General features: G+C 69.3%; 19 protein-coding genes. All 19 read right to left on the bottom strand.

Annotation, left to right across the window (positions count from 1 at the left end; translation table 11 throughout):
- Positions 1–38: 38 nt before the first annotated feature.
- Positions 39–485, bottom strand: a complete 447-nt coding sequence (locus ACWGIS_RS08685) for a DUF2550 domain-containing protein (RefSeq protein ID WP_453361661.1) — start codon at positions 483–485, stop codon at positions 39–41.
- A 138-nt stretch (positions 486–623) separates the two neighbouring features.
- Positions 624–998: a F0F1 ATP synthase subunit epsilon gene (locus ACWGIS_RS08690; protein WP_121406000.1), complete on the bottom strand. Its 375-nt coding sequence runs from the start codon at positions 996–998 to the stop codon at positions 624–626.
- A 117-nt stretch (positions 999–1,115) separates the two neighbouring features.
- Positions 1,116–2,552, bottom strand: a complete 1,437-nt coding sequence (gene atpD, locus ACWGIS_RS08695; protein ID WP_453361662.1) for a F0F1 ATP synthase subunit beta — start codon at positions 2,550–2,552, stop codon at positions 1,116–1,118.
- A complete protein-coding gene (locus tag ACWGIS_RS08700) occupies positions 2,552–3,469 on the bottom strand; it encodes a F0F1 ATP synthase subunit gamma (RefSeq protein ID WP_453361663.1) in 918 nt (305 codons plus the stop codon). The genes atpD and ACWGIS_RS08700 overlap by 1 nt, the downstream gene beginning before the upstream one ends.
- Positions 3,470–3,490: 21 nt before the next feature.
- A complete protein-coding gene (atpA, locus tag ACWGIS_RS08705) occupies positions 3,491–5,080 on the bottom strand; it encodes a F0F1 ATP synthase subunit alpha (RefSeq protein ID WP_453361664.1) in 1,590 nt (529 codons plus the stop codon).
- Between the two features lie 134 nt (positions 5,081–5,214).
- Positions 5,215–6,030 (bottom strand): F0F1 ATP synthase subunit delta, encoded by an 816-nt coding sequence (locus ACWGIS_RS08710; RefSeq protein WP_453361665.1) that lies wholly within the window; start codon positions 6,028–6,030, stop codon positions 5,215–5,217.
- Positions 6,027–6,572 (bottom strand): F0F1 ATP synthase subunit B, encoded by a 546-nt coding sequence (locus tag ACWGIS_RS08715; protein WP_453361666.1) that lies wholly within the window; start codon positions 6,570–6,572, stop codon positions 6,027–6,029. The genes ACWGIS_RS08710 and ACWGIS_RS08715 overlap by 4 nt, the downstream gene beginning before the upstream one ends.
- A 42-nt stretch (positions 6,573–6,614) precedes the next feature.
- Complete coding sequence (atpE, locus tag ACWGIS_RS08720) at positions 6,615–6,845, bottom strand: ATP synthase F0 subunit C (protein ID WP_355780514.1); 231 nt, start codon at positions 6,843–6,845, stop codon at positions 6,615–6,617.
- Positions 6,846–6,920: 75 nt separating this feature from the next.
- A complete protein-coding gene (atpB, locus tag ACWGIS_RS08725; RefSeq protein WP_453361667.1) occupies positions 6,921–7,742 on the bottom strand; it encodes a F0F1 ATP synthase subunit A in 822 nt (273 codons plus the stop codon).
- Positions 7,743–7,967: 225 nt separating this feature from the next.
- Entirely contained in the window at positions 7,968–8,405 is a 438-nt protein-coding gene (locus tag ACWGIS_RS08730) for a hypothetical protein (RefSeq protein WP_453361668.1), read from the bottom strand.
- Positions 8,406–8,686: 281 nt separating this feature from the next.
- Positions 8,687–10,039 (bottom strand): MraY family glycosyltransferase, encoded by a 1,353-nt coding sequence (locus ACWGIS_RS08735; protein ID WP_453361669.1) that lies wholly within the window; start codon positions 10,037–10,039, stop codon positions 8,687–8,689.
- 128 nt (positions 10,040–10,167) lie between these two features.
- Positions 10,168–11,406, bottom strand: coding sequence for a serine hydroxymethyltransferase (locus ACWGIS_RS08740; protein ID WP_453361670.1), 1,239 nt, complete (start codon positions 11,404–11,406; stop codon positions 10,168–10,170).
- A 70-nt stretch (positions 11,407–11,476) separates the two neighbouring features.
- On the bottom strand, positions 11,477–12,124 hold the full coding sequence (locus tag ACWGIS_RS08745; RefSeq protein WP_453361671.1) for an arsenate reductase/protein-tyrosine-phosphatase family protein: 648 nt from the start codon (positions 12,122–12,124) through the stop codon (positions 11,477–11,479).
- 52 nt (positions 12,125–12,176) lie between these two features.
- On the bottom strand, positions 12,177–12,824 hold the full coding sequence (locus ACWGIS_RS08750) for an L-threonylcarbamoyladenylate synthase (RefSeq protein ID WP_453361672.1): 648 nt from the start codon (positions 12,822–12,824) through the stop codon (positions 12,177–12,179).
- Positions 12,825–12,877: 53 nt separating this feature from the next.
- Positions 12,878–13,717: a peptide chain release factor N(5)-glutamine methyltransferase gene (gene prmC / locus ACWGIS_RS08755; RefSeq protein ID WP_453361673.1), complete on the bottom strand. Its 840-nt coding sequence runs from the start codon at positions 13,715–13,717 to the stop codon at positions 12,878–12,880.
- 93 nt (positions 13,718–13,810) lie between these two features.
- Positions 13,811–14,887, bottom strand: coding sequence for a peptide chain release factor 1 (gene prfA / locus ACWGIS_RS08760; RefSeq protein WP_453361674.1), 1,077 nt, complete (start codon positions 14,885–14,887; stop codon positions 13,811–13,813).
- Between the two features lie 135 nt (positions 14,888–15,022).
- Entirely contained in the window at positions 15,023–15,244 is a 222-nt protein-coding gene (rpmE, locus tag ACWGIS_RS08765) for a 50S ribosomal protein L31 (protein ID WP_010984345.1), read from the bottom strand.
- A gap of 170 nt (positions 15,245–15,414) precedes the next feature.
- Positions 15,415–16,554, bottom strand: coding sequence for an LCP family protein (locus ACWGIS_RS08770; RefSeq protein WP_453361675.1), 1,140 nt, complete (start codon positions 16,552–16,554; stop codon positions 15,415–15,417).
- Positions 16,555–16,752: 198 nt separating this feature from the next.
- Positions 16,753–18,564: a trypsin-like serine protease gene (locus tag ACWGIS_RS08775; RefSeq protein ID WP_453361676.1), complete on the bottom strand. Its 1,812-nt coding sequence runs from the start codon at positions 18,562–18,564 to the stop codon at positions 16,753–16,755.
- Positions 18,565–18,570 lie beyond the last annotated feature (6 nt).

The following is an 18,570-nucleotide window of genomic DNA, read 5'->3' on the forward strand; positions in this document are numbered from 1 at the left end:
GGTCACGCCGGGAACACCGGTCGGACGGGTCACGCCGGTCAGGCGACGTTGACGCGCTGGCCGGGCGGGGCCGCCTCCAGCCACGCGAGGAATCCGGTCAGCGCGTCCTCGCTCATCGCCAGCTCCAGACGCGTACCGCGGTGGAGACAGGTGAGGACCGTGGAGTCGGACAGCAGGGCCAGCTCCTCCTCCCCCTCCGGGGCACGGCGGCCGGCCACCTCGATCGCCGAGCGCTCCAGGGTACGGCGCGGCCGGGGGGCGTAGGAGAAGACGCGGTACCACTCGATGCGGTCGCCGTTGTAGCGGGCGACCCCGTAGCTCCAGCCCTTGCCGTTGAGGTCGCTCTTCTCGGGGACGTCCCAGCGCAGACTGCAGTCGAACGTCCCGCCCGAGCGCTGGATCAGCCGGCGGCGGAGACCGAAGACGAACAGCCCCACCACCACGAGCGCCACTACCAACCCGCACACAGTCAGAGCGAGGACCATCGACACCGACCTCCTCGTCTCCTAGGTAAAGCAGGTAACGGAACGGAAAAAAGCACCCGCATCGCCTCAGCCGCGACCCGGTCTGGATTGCTCCAGTCCCGGCCGCGGCTGAGTCACGTCATTACGTGCGTGCTGGGGTCAGCGAGCCGACACCGCACGCAGCCGGACGTCCGCGCGACGCTCGGCGGACGCGTCCGCGTCCGACTTCGCGCGCTCGAGCGCCCGCTCCGCACGCTGGACATCGATCTCGTCCGACAGCTCGGCGATCTCGGCCAGCAGCGAGAGCTTGTTGTCCGCGAACGAGATGAAACCGCCGTGCACAGCGGCCACGACCGTCGCACCGTCGTTCGTACGGATGGTCACCGGGCCCGACTCCAGCACACCGAGCAGCGGCTGGTGACCGGGCATGACGCCGATGTCGCCGGACGTGGTACGCGCGACGACCAGGGTGGCCTCGCCGGACCAGACACTGCGGTCCGCGGCGACGAGCTCGACGTGCAGCTCAGCAGCCAAGGTGGGCTCCTCGGGTCACCACCCGGCGTTGCTGCCGGGTGTTGGGTCAAAGTCTAGTAGGCGTGACAGAGGGGGCGGGACGCACCCGCCCCCTCTCGCCACGATGTGGGGCCGGCGTCAGGAGACGCCGAGCTCCTTGGCGTTGGCCTTCAGGTCCTCGATACCACCGCACAGGAAGAACGCCTGCTCCGGGAAGTGGTCGTACTCGCCGTCGATGATCGCGTTGAACGCGGTGATCGACTCGTCCAGCGGCACGTCCGACCCGTCGACGCCGGTGAACTGCTTGGCGACGTGGGTGTTCTGGGACAGGAAGCGCTCCACGCGACGGGCGCGGTGGACGGTGAGCTTGTCCTCCTCGCCCAGCTCGTCGATGCCGAGGATCGCGATGATGTCCTGAAGGTCCTTGTACTTCTGGAGGACGTTCTTGACGCGCATCGCGGTGTTGTAGTGCTCCGCCGTGATGTACCGCGGGTCCAGGATGCGGGACGTGGAGTCCAGCGGGTCCACGGCCGGGTAGATGCCCTTCTCGGAGATCGGACGGGAGAGAACCGTCGTCGCGTCGAGGTGGGCGAACGTGGTGGCCGGGGCCGGGTCGGTCAGGTCGTCCGCGGGGACGTAGATCGCCTGCATCGAGGTGATCGAGTGACCACGGGTCGAGGTGATGCGCTCCTGGAGGAGACCCATCTCGTCGGCCAGGTTCGGCTGGTAGCCCACCGCGGAGGGCATGCGGCCGAGCAGGGTCGAGACCTCGGAACCGGCCTGCGTGAAGCGGAAGATGTTGTCGATGAAGAACAGCACGTCCTGCTTCTGCACATCGCGGAAGTACTCCGCCATGGTCAGACCGGCCAGCGCCACGCGCAGACGGGTGCCCGGGGGCTCGTCCATCTGACCGAAGACCAGCGCGGTCTTGTCGATGACGCCGGACTCCGCCATCTCCTCGATGAGGTCGTTGCCCTCACGCGTGCGCTCGCCGACACCGGCGAACACGGAGACACCGTCGTGGTTGTTGGCGACGCGGTAGATCATCTCCTGGATGAGCACCGTCTTGCCGACACCGGCACCGCCGAACAGGCCGATCTTTCCACCCTTGACGTACGGGGTGAGAAGGTCGATGACCTTGACGCCGGTCTCGAACATCTCGGTCTTCGACTCGAGCTCGTCGAAGTTCGGCGCCTTGCGGTGGATGGACCAGCGCTCGCCGTCGTAGGTCTCGTCGGTGTTCAGCACCTCACCGAGGGTGTTGAACACCTTGCCCTTGGTGAAGTCGCCGACCGGGACGGAGATGCCCGTGCCCGTGTCGGTCACCGGGGCCTGGCGGACCAGACCGTCGGTGGGCTGCATCGAGATGGTGCGGACCAGGCCGTCACCCAGGTGCTGGGCGACCTCCAGGGTCAGCGTCTTGAGCTCGCCCTCCTGCGCCGGGTCGGCGACCTGGACGTGCAGGGCGTTGTAGATCTCCGGCATCGCGTCGACGGGGAACTCCACGTCGACGACCGGGCCGATGACCCGGGCGACGCGGCCCGTGGCAACGGCCGTCTCAACAGTGGTCGTCATTACTTGTCACTCCCCGCGGTCGCGTCGGCGAGGGCTGCGGAGCCACCGACGATCTCGCTGATTTCCTGGGTGATTTCGGCCTGGCGGGCCGCGTTGGCAAGTCGGGAGAGCGTGGTGATCAGGTCTCCCGCGTTGTCGGTGGCCGACTTCATCGCGCGGCGCGTGGCGGCGTGCTTGGAGGCAGCCGACTGGAGCAGCGCGTTGTAGATGCGGCTTTCGACGTACCGCGGCAGCAGGGCGTCGAGGACGTCCTCCGCCGACGGCTCGAAGTCGTAGAGCGGAAGGATCTCGCCCTTGGTGGACGTCTCCTCCGCGACCTCTTCGAGGCTGAGCGGAAGCAGCCGGCTGTCGATCGCCGTCTGCGTCATCATCGAGACGAACTCGGTGTAGACGATGTGGAGTTCGTCCACGCCGCCCTCGGCCGTGTCCTTCTCGATCGCCTCGATCAGCGGACCCGCGACCTTCTTCGCGTCCGCGTACGTGGGCTCGTCGGTGAAGCCCGACCACGACTCCGCGACCTTGCGCTCACGGAAGTTGTAGTGGGCCAGACCGCGGCGGCCGACGATGAACGTGTCGACCTCCTTGCCCTCGGCCTCGAGACGCGCGGTCAGCTGCTCCGCCGCCTTGATGGCGTTGGAGTTGAAGGCGCCGGCCAGTCCGCGGTCGCTCGTGAGGAGCAGCACCGCGGAACGCGTCGGCGTCTCCGCCTCCGTGGTCAGCGGGTGCCTCGTGTTCGACCCGGTACCGACCGCCGTGACCGCGCGGGTGAGCTCGGTCGCGTACGGCGTGGAGGCCGCCACCTTGCGCTGCGCCTTGACGACGCGCGAGGCGGCGATCATCTCCATCGCCTTGGTGATCTTCTTGGTCGCGGTGACGGATCGGATGCGACGCTTGTAGACCCGGAGCTGGGCTCCCATGAGTCAGGTCCCTTCCTTACGTCACTTGGCGGCGGCCGGAGCGTCCTCGCCGAGAAGCTTCCCGTCCGAGGTCTCGAACTGCTTCTTGAACTCCGTGATGGCGTCCGCGACGGCGGTCAGCGTGTCGTCCGACATCTTGCCGCCCTCCTTGATGGAGGTCATGAGGCCCTGCTCCTTGCGGTGCAGGTACTCCAGGAGCTCCTTCTCGAAGCGGCGGATGTCGTTGACCGGGACGTCGTCCATCTTGCCGGTGGTACCGGCCCACACGGAGACGACCTGGTCCTCGGTCGGCATCGGCTGGTACTGCGGCTGCTTGAGCAGCTCGACCAGACGCTGACCGCGCTCCAGCTGGGACTTCGAGGCCGCGTCCAGGTCGGAACCGAAGGCGGCGAAGGCCTCCAGCTCGCGGTACTGGGCGAGGTCCAGACGCAGTCGGCCGGAGACCTGCTTCATCGCCTTGTGCTGCGCGGAACCACCGACTCGGGAGACGGAGATACCGACGTTCAGCGCGGGGCGCTGACCGGCGTTGAACAGGTCCGACTCCAGGAAGCACTGGCCGTCGGTGATGGAGATGACGTTGGTCGGGATGAACGCCGAGACGTCGTTGGCCTTCGTCTCGACGATCGGCAGACCGGTCATCGAGCCCGCGCCCATCTCGTCGGAGAGCTTCGCGCAGCGCTCCAGCAGACGGGAGTGCAGGTAGAAGACGTCACCGGGGTAGGCCTCGCGCCCCGGCGGACGGCGGAGCAGCAGGGACACGGCGCGGTAGGCGTCGGCCTGCTTCGAGAGGTCGTCGAAGATGATGAGGACGTGCTTGCCCTCGTACATCCACTGCTGGCCGATGGCCGAACCGGTGTACGGCGCCAGGTACTTGAAGCCGGCCGGGTCGGACGCCGGGGCGGCGACGATGGTCGTGTACTCCAGCGCGCCGGCGTCCTCGAGGGCGCCACGCACGGAGGCGATGGTCGAGCCCTTCTGGCCGATGGCGACGTAGACGCAGCGGACCTGCTTCTTCGGGTCGCCGGTGCGCCAGTTGTCGCGCTGGTTGATGATCGTGTCGACGGCCAGGGCGGTCTTGCCGGTCTGGCGGTCACCGATGATCAGCTGACGCTGGCCACGGCCGATCGGGGTCATCGCGTCGACGGCCTTGTAGCCGGTCTCCATCGGCTCGTGCACCGACTTACGGGCCATGACGCCCGGGGCCTGCAGCTCCAGCGCGCGACGACCGCTGGTCTCGATCTCGCCGAGGCCGTCGATCGGGTTGCCGAGGGGGTCGACCACGCGGCCGAGGTAGCCCTCGCCCACGGCGACCGACAGGACCTCGCCGGTACGGGTGACCGGCTGGCCCTCCTCGATGCCGTTGAACTCGCCGAGGACCACGCAGCCGATCTCGCGCTCTTCGAGGTTGAGCGCAAGACCGAGGGTGCCGTCCTCGAACTTCAGCAGTTCGTTGGCCATGGCCGAGGGGAGGCCCTCGACCTTCGCGATGCCGTCGCCGGCAAGGGTGACCGTACCGACCTCCTCGCGCGAGGCCGCGTCCGGCTTGTACGACTGGACAAAGTTCTCCAGCGCGTCCCGGATCTCCTCCGGCCGGATCGTGAGCTCCGCCATCTGGGTTCCCTGCTCTCCTTGTTGGGCCCGAAGTTTCACTTTGGGGGGTTGGGGACTCCCCCTGAAAGAGGTGAATCCTCTGCAACGGCCCAACCAGGGCCGCGACTACTGCGTTCTTGCTTATGAAGTTGCTGTCAGCTCGCCATGCGGCGGGCGGCCTCTTCGAGCCGGTCCGCGATGGAGCCGTTGATGACCTCGTCACCGACCTGCACCCGGATCCCGCCGAGGACCTCGGGGTCCACGTCGAGGTTGAGGTGCATCCGGCGGCCGTAGAGCTTGGCCAGAGCCTCGCCGAGGCGCTGCTTCTGCCCGTCGCTCAGCGGTACCGCCGAGGTGACGACGGCGACCATCCGGTCCCGGCGCGCGGCGGCGAGCTTGGACAGGGACTCCAGTCCCGATTCCAGGCTACGTCCACGCGGCACGGTCACGAGGCGGGTCACCAGTCGCTCGGTCACCGGGTGGGCCCGGCCGCCGAGCAGGCTGCGCAGCAGCTCGCCCTTGGCCGCCTTGCCGGCGGCGCGGTTGGTCAGCGCGGCGCGCAGCTCGGTGCTCGAGGAGACGATCCGGCCGAACCGGAACAGCTCGTCCTCGACGTCGTCGAGCGCGCCGGCCTGCTGCGCCGTGGTGAGCTCGGCGGTGCTCGCCAGCTCCTCCAGGGCGTCCACCAGGTCGCGCGGCTGTGACCAGCGGGAGCGCACCAGACCGGACACCAGGTCGGCGGTCGTACCGCTGACCTGGCCGCCGAGGAGACGCCGGGCCAGTTCGGCCTTCGCCTCACCGGGCTGCGCCGGGTCGGTGAGGACCCGACGCAGCGACACCTCGCGGTCGAGCAGCGCGGTGACGGCGGCCAGCTCGTCGGCGAGCTGCGCCGCGTCCACGGACGTCGAGTCCGTCAGCGCGTCGAGACGCTCACGTGCGGCTGCCAGGGCCTCGCGGCTCGCTCCGTTCATCGCGCGGCCTCGGCCTTCTCCTCGAGCTCGTCGAGGAAGCGGTCGATGGTCCGGCTCTGCCGGGCGTGGTCCTCGAGGGACTCACCGACGAGCTTGCCGGCCAGGTCGGTGGCGAGCTTGCCCACGTCCTGGCGCAGGGCCTGCGCGGCGGACTTGCGGTCGGCCGCGATCTGGGAGTGACCGGCGGCGATGATTTCCTCACGCTGCCGCTGGCCTTCCGCGCGCATCTCGGCGATGAGCGTGGCGCCCTGCTCCTGCGCCTCCTGGCGCAGACGCGCGGCCTCGTGCCGAGCCTCGGCGAGCTGAGCCTTGTACTGCTCAAGAACGCTCTGGGCCTCGGTCTGAGCGGCCTCGGCCTTTTCGATACCGCCCTCGATGGCCTCGCGACGCTGCTCCAGAACCTTGTTGATGTTCGGGAGGAGCTTCCACGCCAGGAAGCCGAAGACGATGACGAAGGCGATCAGGCCGATGACAAGCTCGGGGATCGGCGGGACGAGGGGGTTTTCCTTCTCCTCGGCCGCCAGAATGAGCAGCTGGCTCATGTCAGTGCCTTTCGTCTAGTGGGCTGTCGCTGATCGGTTGGATCAGGTGCCGTAGACGAACGGCATGACCAGACCGATGAGGGCGAGCGCCTCACAGAAGGCGAAGCCGAGGATCTGGTTGGCGCGGATCAGACCGGCGGCTTCGGGCTGGCGGGCCAGGGCCTGGGTGCCGTTACCGAAGATGATGCCGACGCCGACGCCGGGGCCGATCGCGGCGAGACCGTAGCCAATGGAACCGAGCGAGCCGGAGACCTCGGCAGCGAGGTTCATCATGTCTGCATTCCTTTGCTGTGAACTGGCCGGTGGGGGTTGGCCACCGAACAACTAGGGGGTCTTGGGGTGGGTCGCTCAGTGGTGCTCGGCGAGCGCGCCCTGGATGAACGTGCAGGTCAGCAGCACGAACACGTACGCCTGCAGGGCCTGGATGAACAGCTCGAAGGCCGTCATGACGAGGACCATGATGAACGAGACGCCCGAGTAGACGATCCCGAACCCGTTGAGCAGGTACCAGCTGGCGATCGTGAACAGCAGCAGCAGGGTGTGACCCGCGAACATGTTCGCGAAGAGTCGCACCGCGTGCGTGAACGGCCGGACGATCAGGTTCGAGAGAAGCTCGATGAACATGGCCAGCGGCAGAACCGGGCCCAGCGACTTGTCGTAGCCGGTGATGTTCTTCCACGCGCCGATGAAACCGTGCCGCTTGAACGTCAGCGAGACCCAGACGACGTAGACGATCAGTGCGAGGACCGCCGGGTACGCGATGATCGCGGTGACCGGGAACTGGGCGACCGGGATGATCGACCAGAGGTTCATCATCCAGATGAAGAAGAACAGCGAGACGACCAGCGGGACGTACTTCTCGCCTTCCTTCTTGCCGATCGTCTCGTAGACGACGCCACGACGGATGAAGTCGTAGCCCGCCTCGGCGACCATCTGGAGCTTGCCCGGGACGACCTTCGGCTTGCGGAAGGCGGCCCAGAAGAAACCGATGACGACCAGCGAGCCGAGCAGCGCCAGGAGCATCGTCTTGTTGAAGTAGACGTTGCTGTCACCGTCGCCCCACAGGGGCTCGAACAGGAACGAGTGCAGGCCGGGAGCCGGGAATCCACAGCCGTCGAAGATGTGGCAGTCGGTCTCGAAGGCGAGCACCTGCGTCGGGTCAGCACTCACCGCGGGCTCCTTCAGCGTGGCGCATAGGTACGGCAACCTCGTTGTGTCGGCGCGGCGCGCAGCCGCGGTTCGGCACTGGACTGGTGTTACGGATGTGAGGGCGGCTGTCGGGCATCAAGCCTCGCGATTGAGCAGGCGTCAGCTCAGATGCCCGCGCCCGCGATGCCGCAGTTGGCACCGGACGATAGCAGGATCTCCCACGCGCCTTTATCCCGGCCCTACCCCTCACGACGAGTGCTCCGACTTCTCGGGCTTGTCGCCCTTCGAGGAGTCGGGTTCGACGTAGAGGATCTTGGCCTTCATGTGGGCGCGCGCCTGGGCGCCGATCCACGCGAGCGTGGCGGCGACCAGTGTGATCGCGAAGGCTTTGGGGTTGAACAGCGACGTGTTCTTGAACACGGCGACGAAGATGAAGAGCAGCAGGATCTGCGCCGTGTAGAGCAGCAGTCCCATCGCCTGGAACAGGTGCGGAAGCGTGGCGGCGACCCGCTGCAAGATGTAGAGCCCGAGGCCCATGAAGAGGATCACGACCAGCGTCGCGACGAGCGCCCCGAGGGCTCCCTTGCCGCCGGCGACCACGGCACTGACGACGGCGGCGATCGCGCCGACGGCAGCTGTGGGCACAGCGGCCTGAAGGAGAATCCGGGCGTCATTGGACGGCATGGCGGCAACTCCGCTTGCTAAGGGGGCGTGTCGTCATGGACGAGCGTAGTCCCGGGTCGGGGTGGTGACCGCACGCCAAGGAGCCGTCGCATCACGGCCCTTCGGCTCTGCCCGGGGTTCTCGTGAACGGTATCACAAACTATTTGATGAGGTCTTTACCTGCTGGGTGTGCTCGGTGTCACACATGAGAGTTAATCCGCGCGTCTGTGCAAGATCGGGGCCAACTTGTCTGGTAATGGGCACCTTTGCGCGCACGGCTCTTGCGGGATTCTTACCTTCCCTCAGTGCGAGGACCCCGCACCGCGCCGGTCCAGCCGTCGCTCGCGGACCCCAACTGCCGTGGCCCCGTTGACGCCTGAGACGCCCGTGACGACCGGGGCGCGAGGCTCCTCCGCGTCGTCGTCGCCCTCGGTGCCCTCGTACGCGGCGGACGCCCCGCCCTCGCCCTGCGAGGCGTCGACGGCTCCGCGACGGCGGTAGCGCGGCGGCACGAAGCGCTCGGCCCAGCGCGGGGTGCGCGGAGTGAAGCGCGGCAGCAGGAGCAGCACCAGGCCGACCGCGCTGAACAGCATGACGCCGAGCACGATCCACATGGAGGCGGAGTTCACTGAGTAGGCCAGCGCTCCGAACGCGATCACCGCCGACCAGAAGTACATGATCAGGACGGCCCTGCTGTGCGAGTGGCCGACCTCCAGCAGACGGTGGTGCAGGTGCCCGCGGTCGGCCGCGAACGGTGACTGGCCGCGCCAGGTGCGCCGCACGATGGCGAGCACGAGGTCGGCGGCCGGCACCGCGATGATCGTCAGCGGCAGCAGCAGCGGGATGTACACGGGCACCGTCTGGTGCACCGTGTTGCGCTCCGACCCGGAGAACAGGTTCATCGCGTCGGGGTCGATCTGCCCGGTGATGGAGATCGCGCCGGCGGCCAGCACGAGTCCGATGAGCATCGAGCCGGAGTCGCCCATGAAGATCCGGGCGGGATGCATGTTGTGCGGCAGGAAGCCCAGGCACATGCCCATCAGGATCGCGGCGAACAGCGTCGCCGGGGCGGCGGCCTCGATGCCGTAGCTGTACCAGATGCGGTACGCGTACAGGAAGAACGCGGCGGAGGCGATGCACACCATGCCCGCGGCGAGCCCGTCGAGGCCGTCCACGAAGTTGACCGCGTTGATGGTGATGACGACGAGCGCCACCGTCAGCAGCGTGCCCTGCCACTGGGTCAGCGCGACCAGGCCGACACCCGGGATCGGCAGCCACAGGATCGTCAGACCCTGCATGACCATCACGCCCGCGGCGATCATCTGGCCGCCCAGCTTGATCAGGGCGTCGATCTCGAACTTGTCGTCCAGGACGCCGATCAGCCAGATCAGCGCCGCGCCGGACAGCAGCGCGCGCGGTTCGTTCGAGCTGGCGAAGACCTCGTTCAGGTTCTCCAGGTGGTCCGCGACCAGCAGGCCCGCGCACAGTCCGAAGAACATCGCGATCCCGCCGAGCCGCGGAGTGGGTTCCCGGTGCACGTCACGCGCCCGGATCTCCGGCATGGCTCCGGCCACGATCGCGAATTTACGTACCGGCCCTGTCAGCAGGTACGTCACCGCGGCCGTGATGCAGAGCGTCAGCAGGTATTCACGCACGGGCTTCCCCACAGGTCTCGCTGGCCATCACAGCCCCACACCCTAGCTTCGCGCGCATATGAGTGAGGACTTCCGGGTAGCGACGATGGTTGCACGAGTGGCTGTGCCGCCATCGCCACCCACCCCCGCTAGGGGAAGGCGGGCGGAAATCTCCCGGTCAGCTCCCGCACTTCTTCACGTGCCGTCCTGGCCTCGGCCCCGTCCCGCAGCACGTTCCCGAACAGGACGGCGATCCGCGCCATCTCCGCCTCGCCCATGCCCTGCGTGGTCACGGCGGCCGTGCCGAGGCGCAACCCCCGGGCGTCCCCGTGCGGCAGGGCGCAGGTGTCGAGGACCAGGCCCGCCGCGGCGAGCCGGCCGCGGGCGGTACGCCCCTCCACGCCGAGCGGCGCCGGGTCGGCGGTCAGCAGATGGGTGTCGGTGCCGCCCGTCGTGATCGCGAGTCCCTGCGCCTCCAGCGCCGCCGCCAGCACGCGCGCGTTGGCGACCACCTGATGGGCGTACGCCGAGAACGCCGGAGTCGACGCCTCACCGAACGCGACGGCCTTGGCGGCGATCGTGTTCATCGGGGCGCCGCCCTGCGTGAACGGGAAGACCGCCCGGTCCAGCCGCTCCGCCAGCTCGCTCCCGCACAGCAGCATTCCGCCGCGCGGACCGCGCAGCACCTTGTGGGTGGTGGCGCACACGACGTCGGCGTACGGCACCGGGCTGGGCGCCGCTCCCCCGGCGACGAGCCCCATCGGATGCGCGGCGTCGGCGATGAGATAGGCGCCCACCTCGTCGGCGATCTCCCGGAAGGCCGCGTAGTCGATGTGCCGCGGATAGGAGATCGAGCCGCACACGACGGCCTTCGGACGGTGCGCGCGGGCGAGCGCCCGCACCTGCTCGTAGTCGATGAGCCCGCTCTCCGCGTCGACGCCGTAGCCGACGAAGTCGAACCAGCGGCCCGAGAAGTTGGCGGGCGAGCCGTGCGTGAGGTGGCCGCCGTAGGGCAGGCCCATCGCCAGCACGGTGTCCCCCGGGCGCAGCAGCGCGGCGTACGCGGCGAGCACCGCGGAGGAGCCCGAGTGGGGCTGCACGTTGGCGTGCTCGGCGCCGAACAGGGCCTCGGCGCGGTCGACGGCGAGGCGCTCGGCGACGTCGACGATCTCGCAGCCGCCGTGGTGCCGGGCGCCCGGGTAGCCCTCCGCGTACTTGTTGGCGAGCGGCGACCCGAGGGCGGCGAGCACGGCGGGCGAGGTGAAGTTCTCGGCGGCGATGAGCTGAAGGGTCGTCGACTGCCGGTCGAGCTCCCCGAGGAGGATGTCGGCGAGTTCCGGGTCCTGGCGGCGCAGGACGTCCGCTTCGAGCATGGGTGTGACCGGCATGGTGGGCTCCGGACCTCGGCGGGGCGTGGCTACGTCCAATGTAGGACCGGGGCCGGTGGCACGCCCGGTGTCACGTCCGGGCGGGGACCCCCGTCAGCGCCGTGACGACCGGATCGAGCGCCTCGTTGATCTCGTCGCCGACCGAGCGGAAGAACGGGAGCGGGGCGCCGTACGGGTCGTACACCTCGTCCGCCTCCGCCGTCGGGGCGAGGAGCCACCCGCGTAGAGCCGCCGCGGCGCGCACCAGGGCGCGGGCGCGCGCGACCACCCCGTCGTCCAGGGGCGGCAGCGTCGCGGGGTCTATGGCGCGGACCAGCCGGGTGAACTCCTTGAGGGTGAAGGTGCGCAGGCCCGCCGAGTGCCCCATGGAGATGACCTGGGCGCGGTGGTCCCGGGTCGCCGTCAGCACCAGGTCGGCCCGGATGACGTGGTCGTCGAGCAGCTCGCGCCCGACGAACCCGGAGGCGTCCGCGCCGAAGTCCGCGAGGACGGCCTCGGCGTTGGCCTCCATGGGAGCGCCCTCGTGGCCCCAGGTGCCGGCGCTCTCCACGATCAGCCCGCCCCACGAGGGGTCGCCGAGGCGGTCCGCCAGGGCATGGCGGGTCAGCCGCTCGGTGATCGGCGAGCGGCACACGTTGCCGGTGCTGACGTGGAGGATGCGGAAGGACCCCTGGGGGGACCCGTCAGCCCCCGTGATCCCCGTGCCTATGCCACGCATGGGGGTGCCCCCTGGTCGAGCGGAGTCGAGAGCTTGGGGGAGTCAGGGGGGGTCAATTCGCCACCTCGAGGTCGGGTACGACCTTGCGCAGCTCTTCGGCGGACAGTGCCCCCTCGCGCAGCAGGACGGGCACCTTGCCGGTCACGTCGACGATCGACGACGGCACGATGCCCGGGGTCGGCCCGCCGTCCAGGTAGACCGAGACGGAGTCGCCGAGCATCTCCTGCGCGGCGTCGCAGTTCTCGGGGGACGGGTGGCCGGTGAGGTTCGCGGAGGAGACGGCCATCGGCCCGACCTCGGTGAGCAGCTCGATCGCGACCGGGTGCAGCGGCATGCGCACGGCGACGGTGCCCCGGGTGTCCCCGAGGTCCCACTGGAGGGACGGCTGGTGCCTGGCGACGAGCGTGAGGGCGCCGGGCCAGAACGCGTCGACGAGCTCCCAGGCCATCTCGGAGAAGTCCGTGACGAGCCCGTGCAGGGTGTTCGGGGAGCCGATGAGGACGGGGGTGGGCATGTTGCGGCCCCGGCCCTTGGCGTCCAGCAGGTCGGCGACGGCCTCGGAGCTGAACGCGTCGGCGCCGATGCCGTAGACGGTGTCGGTCGGCAGCACCACGAGCTCGCCACGGCGGACGGCGGACGCGGCCTCGCGCAGCCCGGTCGCGCGGTCGGTCGCGTCCTCGGTGTCGTATCGCCGTGCCATTTAGCGGGCCTCCTCGTACACGTACTGCTGGGTTGTCGTAACGGTGGGCGTGCTCACGGCATCGCCCTGCGGGCGGTCGCGAACCGCGGCCGGTTGTTGAGGTCCGGGTGGTCGGCCGCGTCGGCCCAGCCCCGCTCCTCGGTGAAGATCCACGGCACCTGCCCGCCCTGGGTGTCGGCGTGCTCGATGACGACGACACCTCCGGGGCGCAGCAGCCGGTGCGCGGTGCGCTCGATGCCGCGGATGAGTTCGAGTCCGTCCTCGCCGGAGAACAGGGCGAGTTCGGGATCGTGGTCGCGCGCCTCGGGGGCGACGTACTCCCATTCCGTGAGGGGGATGTACGGCGGGTTGGAGATCACGAGGTCGACCTGGCCGTCGAGGTCCGGGAAGGCGTCCAGGGCGTCTCCCTGGCGCAGGTCGACCCTGGACCCCTCGACGTTGAGCCGCGTCCACTTCAGGGCGTCCTCGGACAGCTCCACGGCGTGCACACGCGAGCGCGGGACCTCCTGGGCGAGGGCGAGCGCGATGGCGCCGGAGCCCGTGCACAGGTCGACGATGAGGGGTTCCACCACGTCCATGGCGCGTACGGCGTCTATGGCCCAGCCGACGACGGACTCGGTCTCGGGCCGGGGCACGAACACGCCGGGTCCGACCTGGAGTTCCAGGTAGCGGAAGTAGGCGTGGCCCGTGATGTGCTGGAGCGGTTCGCGCGCCTCGCGGCGCGCGATCATCTCCCAGTACCGGGCGTCGAAGTCGGTGTCCTTGACGGTGTGCAGCTCGCCCCGCTTCACGCCGTGCACGAAGGCGGCGAGCTCCTCCGCGTCGTTGCGCGGCGAGGGCACGCCGGCGTCGGCGAGACGCTGGGTGGCCTGGGCCACTTCCGCGAGCAGCACGCTGCGGGGGTTCGGGGGTCGCCCCCCAAGATGTTGCTGCACGCTGGTCCTCCGGGGCTGAGCTGTTGTCGTACGGCTTTGCTGGTACGTGCCCTACGCGGCGGCGAGCTTGGCCACCGAGTCCGCGTCGACGCACGCCTGGATCACGGCGTCGAGGTCGCCGTCGAGCACCTGGTCCAAGTTGTACGCCTTGAAGCCGACGCGGTGGTCCGAGATGCGATTCTCGGGATAGTTGTACGTGCGGATCTTCTCGGAGCGGTCGACGGTGCGGACCTGGCTGCGGCGGGCGTCCGCGGCCTCCCGCTCCGCTTCCTCCTGGGCCGCCGCGAGGAGCCTGGAGCGCAGGATACGCATCGCCTGCTCCTTGTTCTGGAGCTGGCTCTTCTCGTTCTGGCAGGAGGCGACGACTCCGGTGGGCAGGTGCGTGATGCGCACCGCGGAGTCGGTGGTGTTGACGGACTGGCCGCCGGGGCCCGAGGAGCGGTAGACGTCGATGCGCAGGTCGTTGGCGTGGATCTCGACGTCGACCTCCTCGGCCTCGGGCGTGACGAGCACGCCGGCGGCGGAGGTGTGGATGCGGCCCTGCGACTCGGTGGAGGGCACGCGCTGCACGCGGTGCACGCCGCCCTCGTACTTGAGGCGGGCCCAGACGCCCTGGCCGGGCTCGGTGGCACCCTGGCCGCCCTTGGTCTTCACGGCGACCTGGACGTCCTTGTAGCCGCCGAGCTCGGACTCGGTGGCGTCGATGATCTCGGTCTTCCAGCCGACCCGCTCGGCGTAGCGCAGGTACATGCGCAGCAGGTCGCCGGCGAACAGGGCCGACTCGTCGCCGCCCGCGCCCGCCTTGATCTCGAGGATCACGTCCTTGTCGTCGCTGGGGTCGCGCGGGACCAGCAGCAGCCGGAGCTTCTCGGTGAGCTCCTCGCGCTGCTTCTCCAGCTCCTTGACCTCGGCGGCGAAGTCGGGGTCGTCGACGGCGAACTCCTTCGCCGTGCCGATGTCGTCCCCGGTCTGCTTCCAGGAGCGGTACGTCGCGACGATCGGGGTCAGCTCGGCGTAGCGCTTGTTGAGCTTGCGCGCGTTGGCCTGGTCGGCGTGGACCGACGGGTCAGCGAGCTTCTTCTCCAGATCGGCGTGCTCACCGATGAGTTCCTCGACCGCCTCGAACATCTCCGGCTCCAATGGGCTGTCCCGCGCCGGTTGACGGGCGGCGGGACGTAGGTACGACGAATGGGGGCTGCACCGCAAAGCGCCGGTCCCGGCGTCCCCTGCGCGGGGACACCGGAGACCGGCGCTGTGGGCTCGCTACTTCTTGGCAGCGGCAGCCTTGCCGAAGCGGGCCTCGAAGCGGGCCACACGGCCACCGGTGTCGAGGATCTTCTGCTTGCCCGTGTAGAACGGGTGGCACTCGGAGCAGACCTCGGCACGGACGGTGCCGCTGGAGATCGTGCTGCGGGTGGTGAACGACGCGCCACAGGTGCAGCTGACCTGCGTCTCGACGTACTCGGGGTGGATGTCGCGCTTCAAGGGTGTCTCCTAGTTTCGGGAGGGCGCCGGGTCGCCGCCGCGGGATGCGGGTGCGTGAACCGGAGCCGACGTACCAGTCTGCCAGGACTGGGCGCATCCCCCAAAACCGGGGTGGGGGACGATCTATTCCCCGGGCCCCGGCGGCCCGGCCCCGGGGGCGCCCGTGCCGCTCAGCCGGAGCTGACGACGCCCTTGGCCTCGCCGGTCGCGGTGCCCTCGGTCGCTGCTCCCGGGATCGGCCTGTCCTCCTTGAGGGCCGTCCAGACCTGCTCCGCCTTGGTCTTGTCCACGAGGACGCGGTTGGCGTTCGCGCTGTCGTAGGCGACCGGCATGGTGACCATGTGCATCTTCGAGGAGCTGATGCCCTTGAGGCCGCCGGCGAAGGACGCGAGCTCCTTGACCGAGCCGAGGTCGGAGTCGGTGGTGACGGTCTTGGTGGCGGTGTCGGCGACGTCGTACAGCTTCTTCGGGCTGGTCAGCACGCCGAGGTCCTTGACCTGGTCGACCAGGGCCTTGATGAACGCCTGCTGGAGCTGGATGCGGCCGAGGTCGGAGCCGTCGCCGACACCGTGCCGGGTGCGGACCAGGCCGAGCGCCTGCTTCCCGTCGAGCGTGTGGCTGCCGGCCTTCAGCTTCAGGTGGCTGTCCGGGTCGGAGATGTCCTTCGTGGTGGTGATGTCCACCCCGCCGAGGTCGTCGACCAGCTTCTCGAAGCCGCTGAAGTCGACCTCGACGTAGTGGTCCATGCGGATGCCGCTCATCGACTCGACGGTCTTCACGGCGCAGGCGGCGCCGCCGGTGGAGTACGCCGAGTTGAACATCACCTGGGAGGCGGCGTCGTGGGTGACGCCCTCGCCGTCCGTGCAGGAGGGCCGGTCGACCAGGGTGTCCCTCGGTATGGAGACCACGCTGGCCTTCTTGTGGCCCTTGTACAGGTGCACGACCATCGCGGTGTCCGAGCGGGCGGAGCCGTCGTCGGTGCCGCCGCCGAGCTTCTTGTTGGTGCCCGAGCGGGTGTCGGAGCCGAGGACGAGGATGTCCTGCGAGCCGTTGTCGACGTCCAGGGGGCGGTCGCTGCCGAGTGCCTGGTTGATGTCGACGCTCTTGATGTTGCCGTTGAGCTTGACGTACACGTACCCGAGGCCGGCGCCGCCCAGGGCGACGACGCCCGCGGCGGTCCAGGCCGTGATCAGGAGGCCCTTGCGGCGCTTGCCGCGGGGGGCGCGGCGGCGGCCCGGGGCGCGGTGGCGGGGGCCGTCCGGGCCGGGTTCCGGGGGTGTGCCGGGTACCGGCGTGCTCTCGGCAGACATGTGCTCCTCAGTCCTCGGTCGGTCGGTTACCCCCTGCTTGGGCCCGGTTTGTCATGACGCGTACCGGTCCATGGTCACTCCGTACGGTCAGACGGGGAAACCCGGGAAAGGGTTGCACAACGCACTGTGCCCACCGCGTGGAGCGGTGGGCACAGTGCGTGACGGGCGAGCCGCGGGTCTCCGGGCTCACCTGCGATTTCAGGCGAAGATGTCGTACTTCTCGTAACCGGTGCCGATCGTGATCCTTGTGGCGAAGATCTCCGAGGTGGCCTTGCCGGTGCCCTTGTACAGGTAGAGCGTGCCGCCCGGGGTGCGGGCCAGGAAGTCGGCCCGGCCGTCGCCGGTCACGTCACCCGGGGCGTCGAAGGCGTTGTAGCCGCTCCAGGTGCGCACCTTGATGCGGCTGGAGAAGGCTCCGGAGCCCGCCTTGCCGGTGCCCTTGTACAGGTAGACGTACGAGTTGCTCTTGCTGCGGGTGATCAGGTCGGCCTTGCCGTCGCCGGTGAAGTCGCCGTGGCCGCGGACCGAGTTGTACTGGTTCCAGCCGGAGCTCACCTGGACGCGGGCGGAGAAGGAGCCGTTGCCCTTGCCCGGGTAGATCCACAGGTAGCCGGAGGAGTCGACGGAGAGCAGGTCGGGCAGGGCGTCCCCGGTGACGTCGCCGGGGGCGAGGGTGCGGGTGCGGGTCTTCCAGTTGTCGAAGATCTGCTTGGTCGCCCAGGTGCCGCTGGCGGACACCCAGTGCTGCCAGAAGACGTCACCGTCGGAGCTGCGGCGGACCACGATGTCCTGGTAGCCGTCGCGGTCGAGGTCGGTCTGCAGGATGACGTTGACCCCGGCCCAGCCGCCCCAGGACTGGCGGGCGCCGAACGTGGTGCCCTTGGAGTCCTTCTCGAACAGCTCGTCGTTGGAGTTCTGGCGCAGGAACAGGTCGGCCTTGTCGTCGCCGCTGAGGTTGGTGTCCTCGACGCGCGGGTACGCGGCCCCGGCGTACGAGCTGACCTTCGAGAAGACGCTGTACGCGCCCTCCGCCACGCAGTCCTTCACGCCCCAGGAGACGACGCCGACGATGCGGCCGCCGACGACGAGCGGGCCGCCGGAGTCGCCGTTGCACGCGGAGGTGGTGCCGGTGTCGCTGCCGGTCGCCGGCGTGCCCGCGCAGACCATGTGGCCCTTGACGAAGTCGGAGCCGTAGTAGCCCGCGCAGGTGCTGTCGGACTGGATCGGCAGGGTCGCCGTCTTCAGCGTCTCCGAGATGTCCTCCGTGGTGGAGGTCGTGCGGCCCCAGCCGTAGAGCGTGGCCTCGGTGCCGGCCGCGTACGACGTGGTGTCGCCCGAGGTCGTCATCCGGATGGGCTTGGCGGAGATCGGGTTCGGCAGCGTCAGGACGGCGATGTCGTTGTCGATGGTCACGTCGTTGTACGAGGGGTGGTCCCACTGGCGCCAGACGCCGGAGACCGTGCCGCCGTGCAGGTCGGTGTTGTCCGACGCGTCGGTGGTCGGCAGCTGCGAGGTGTTGGTGATGACGGCGCCGTTGGCGTGCCAGTCGTAGCCGTCGACGCAGTGCGCGGCGGTGAGGATCTTCGTCGGCGAGACCACGGCGCCGCCGCAGAAGAAGCCGAGGTCGTCGCTCTCGCCGGAGGTGCCCCGGTCGTCGTAGTACCAGAGCTGCGCCATCCACGGGGCGGTGCTGATCGTGGTCTCGGTGCCGCCGATGATCTTCGGGTCGATGGCCGAGGCGCCGGTACCGGCGCTCAGCGCCGACTTCGTCGGCGTCTCGCCGGCCGTGTCGTCACCGGCGAGGGCTCCCGCCACCCGCTTCGTCAGCTCGGCGAGCGGCGCCGAGCTGGTCGTGGGCTTGACGGTCGGCTCGGGCAGCGCGGTGGCCGCGTCCGCGGACGACATCAGCAGCGCGCCGGCGACGGCGGCGGCGAGCCCGGCCGCCGCGACAGGGACGGCTATGCGTATCCGGCGTCTGTGCCGACCGGTTCCGGACGTGGTGGTGCCCACTCAAGT

This window comes from Streptomyces sp. NPDC054842 (genome assembly GCF_053611025.1).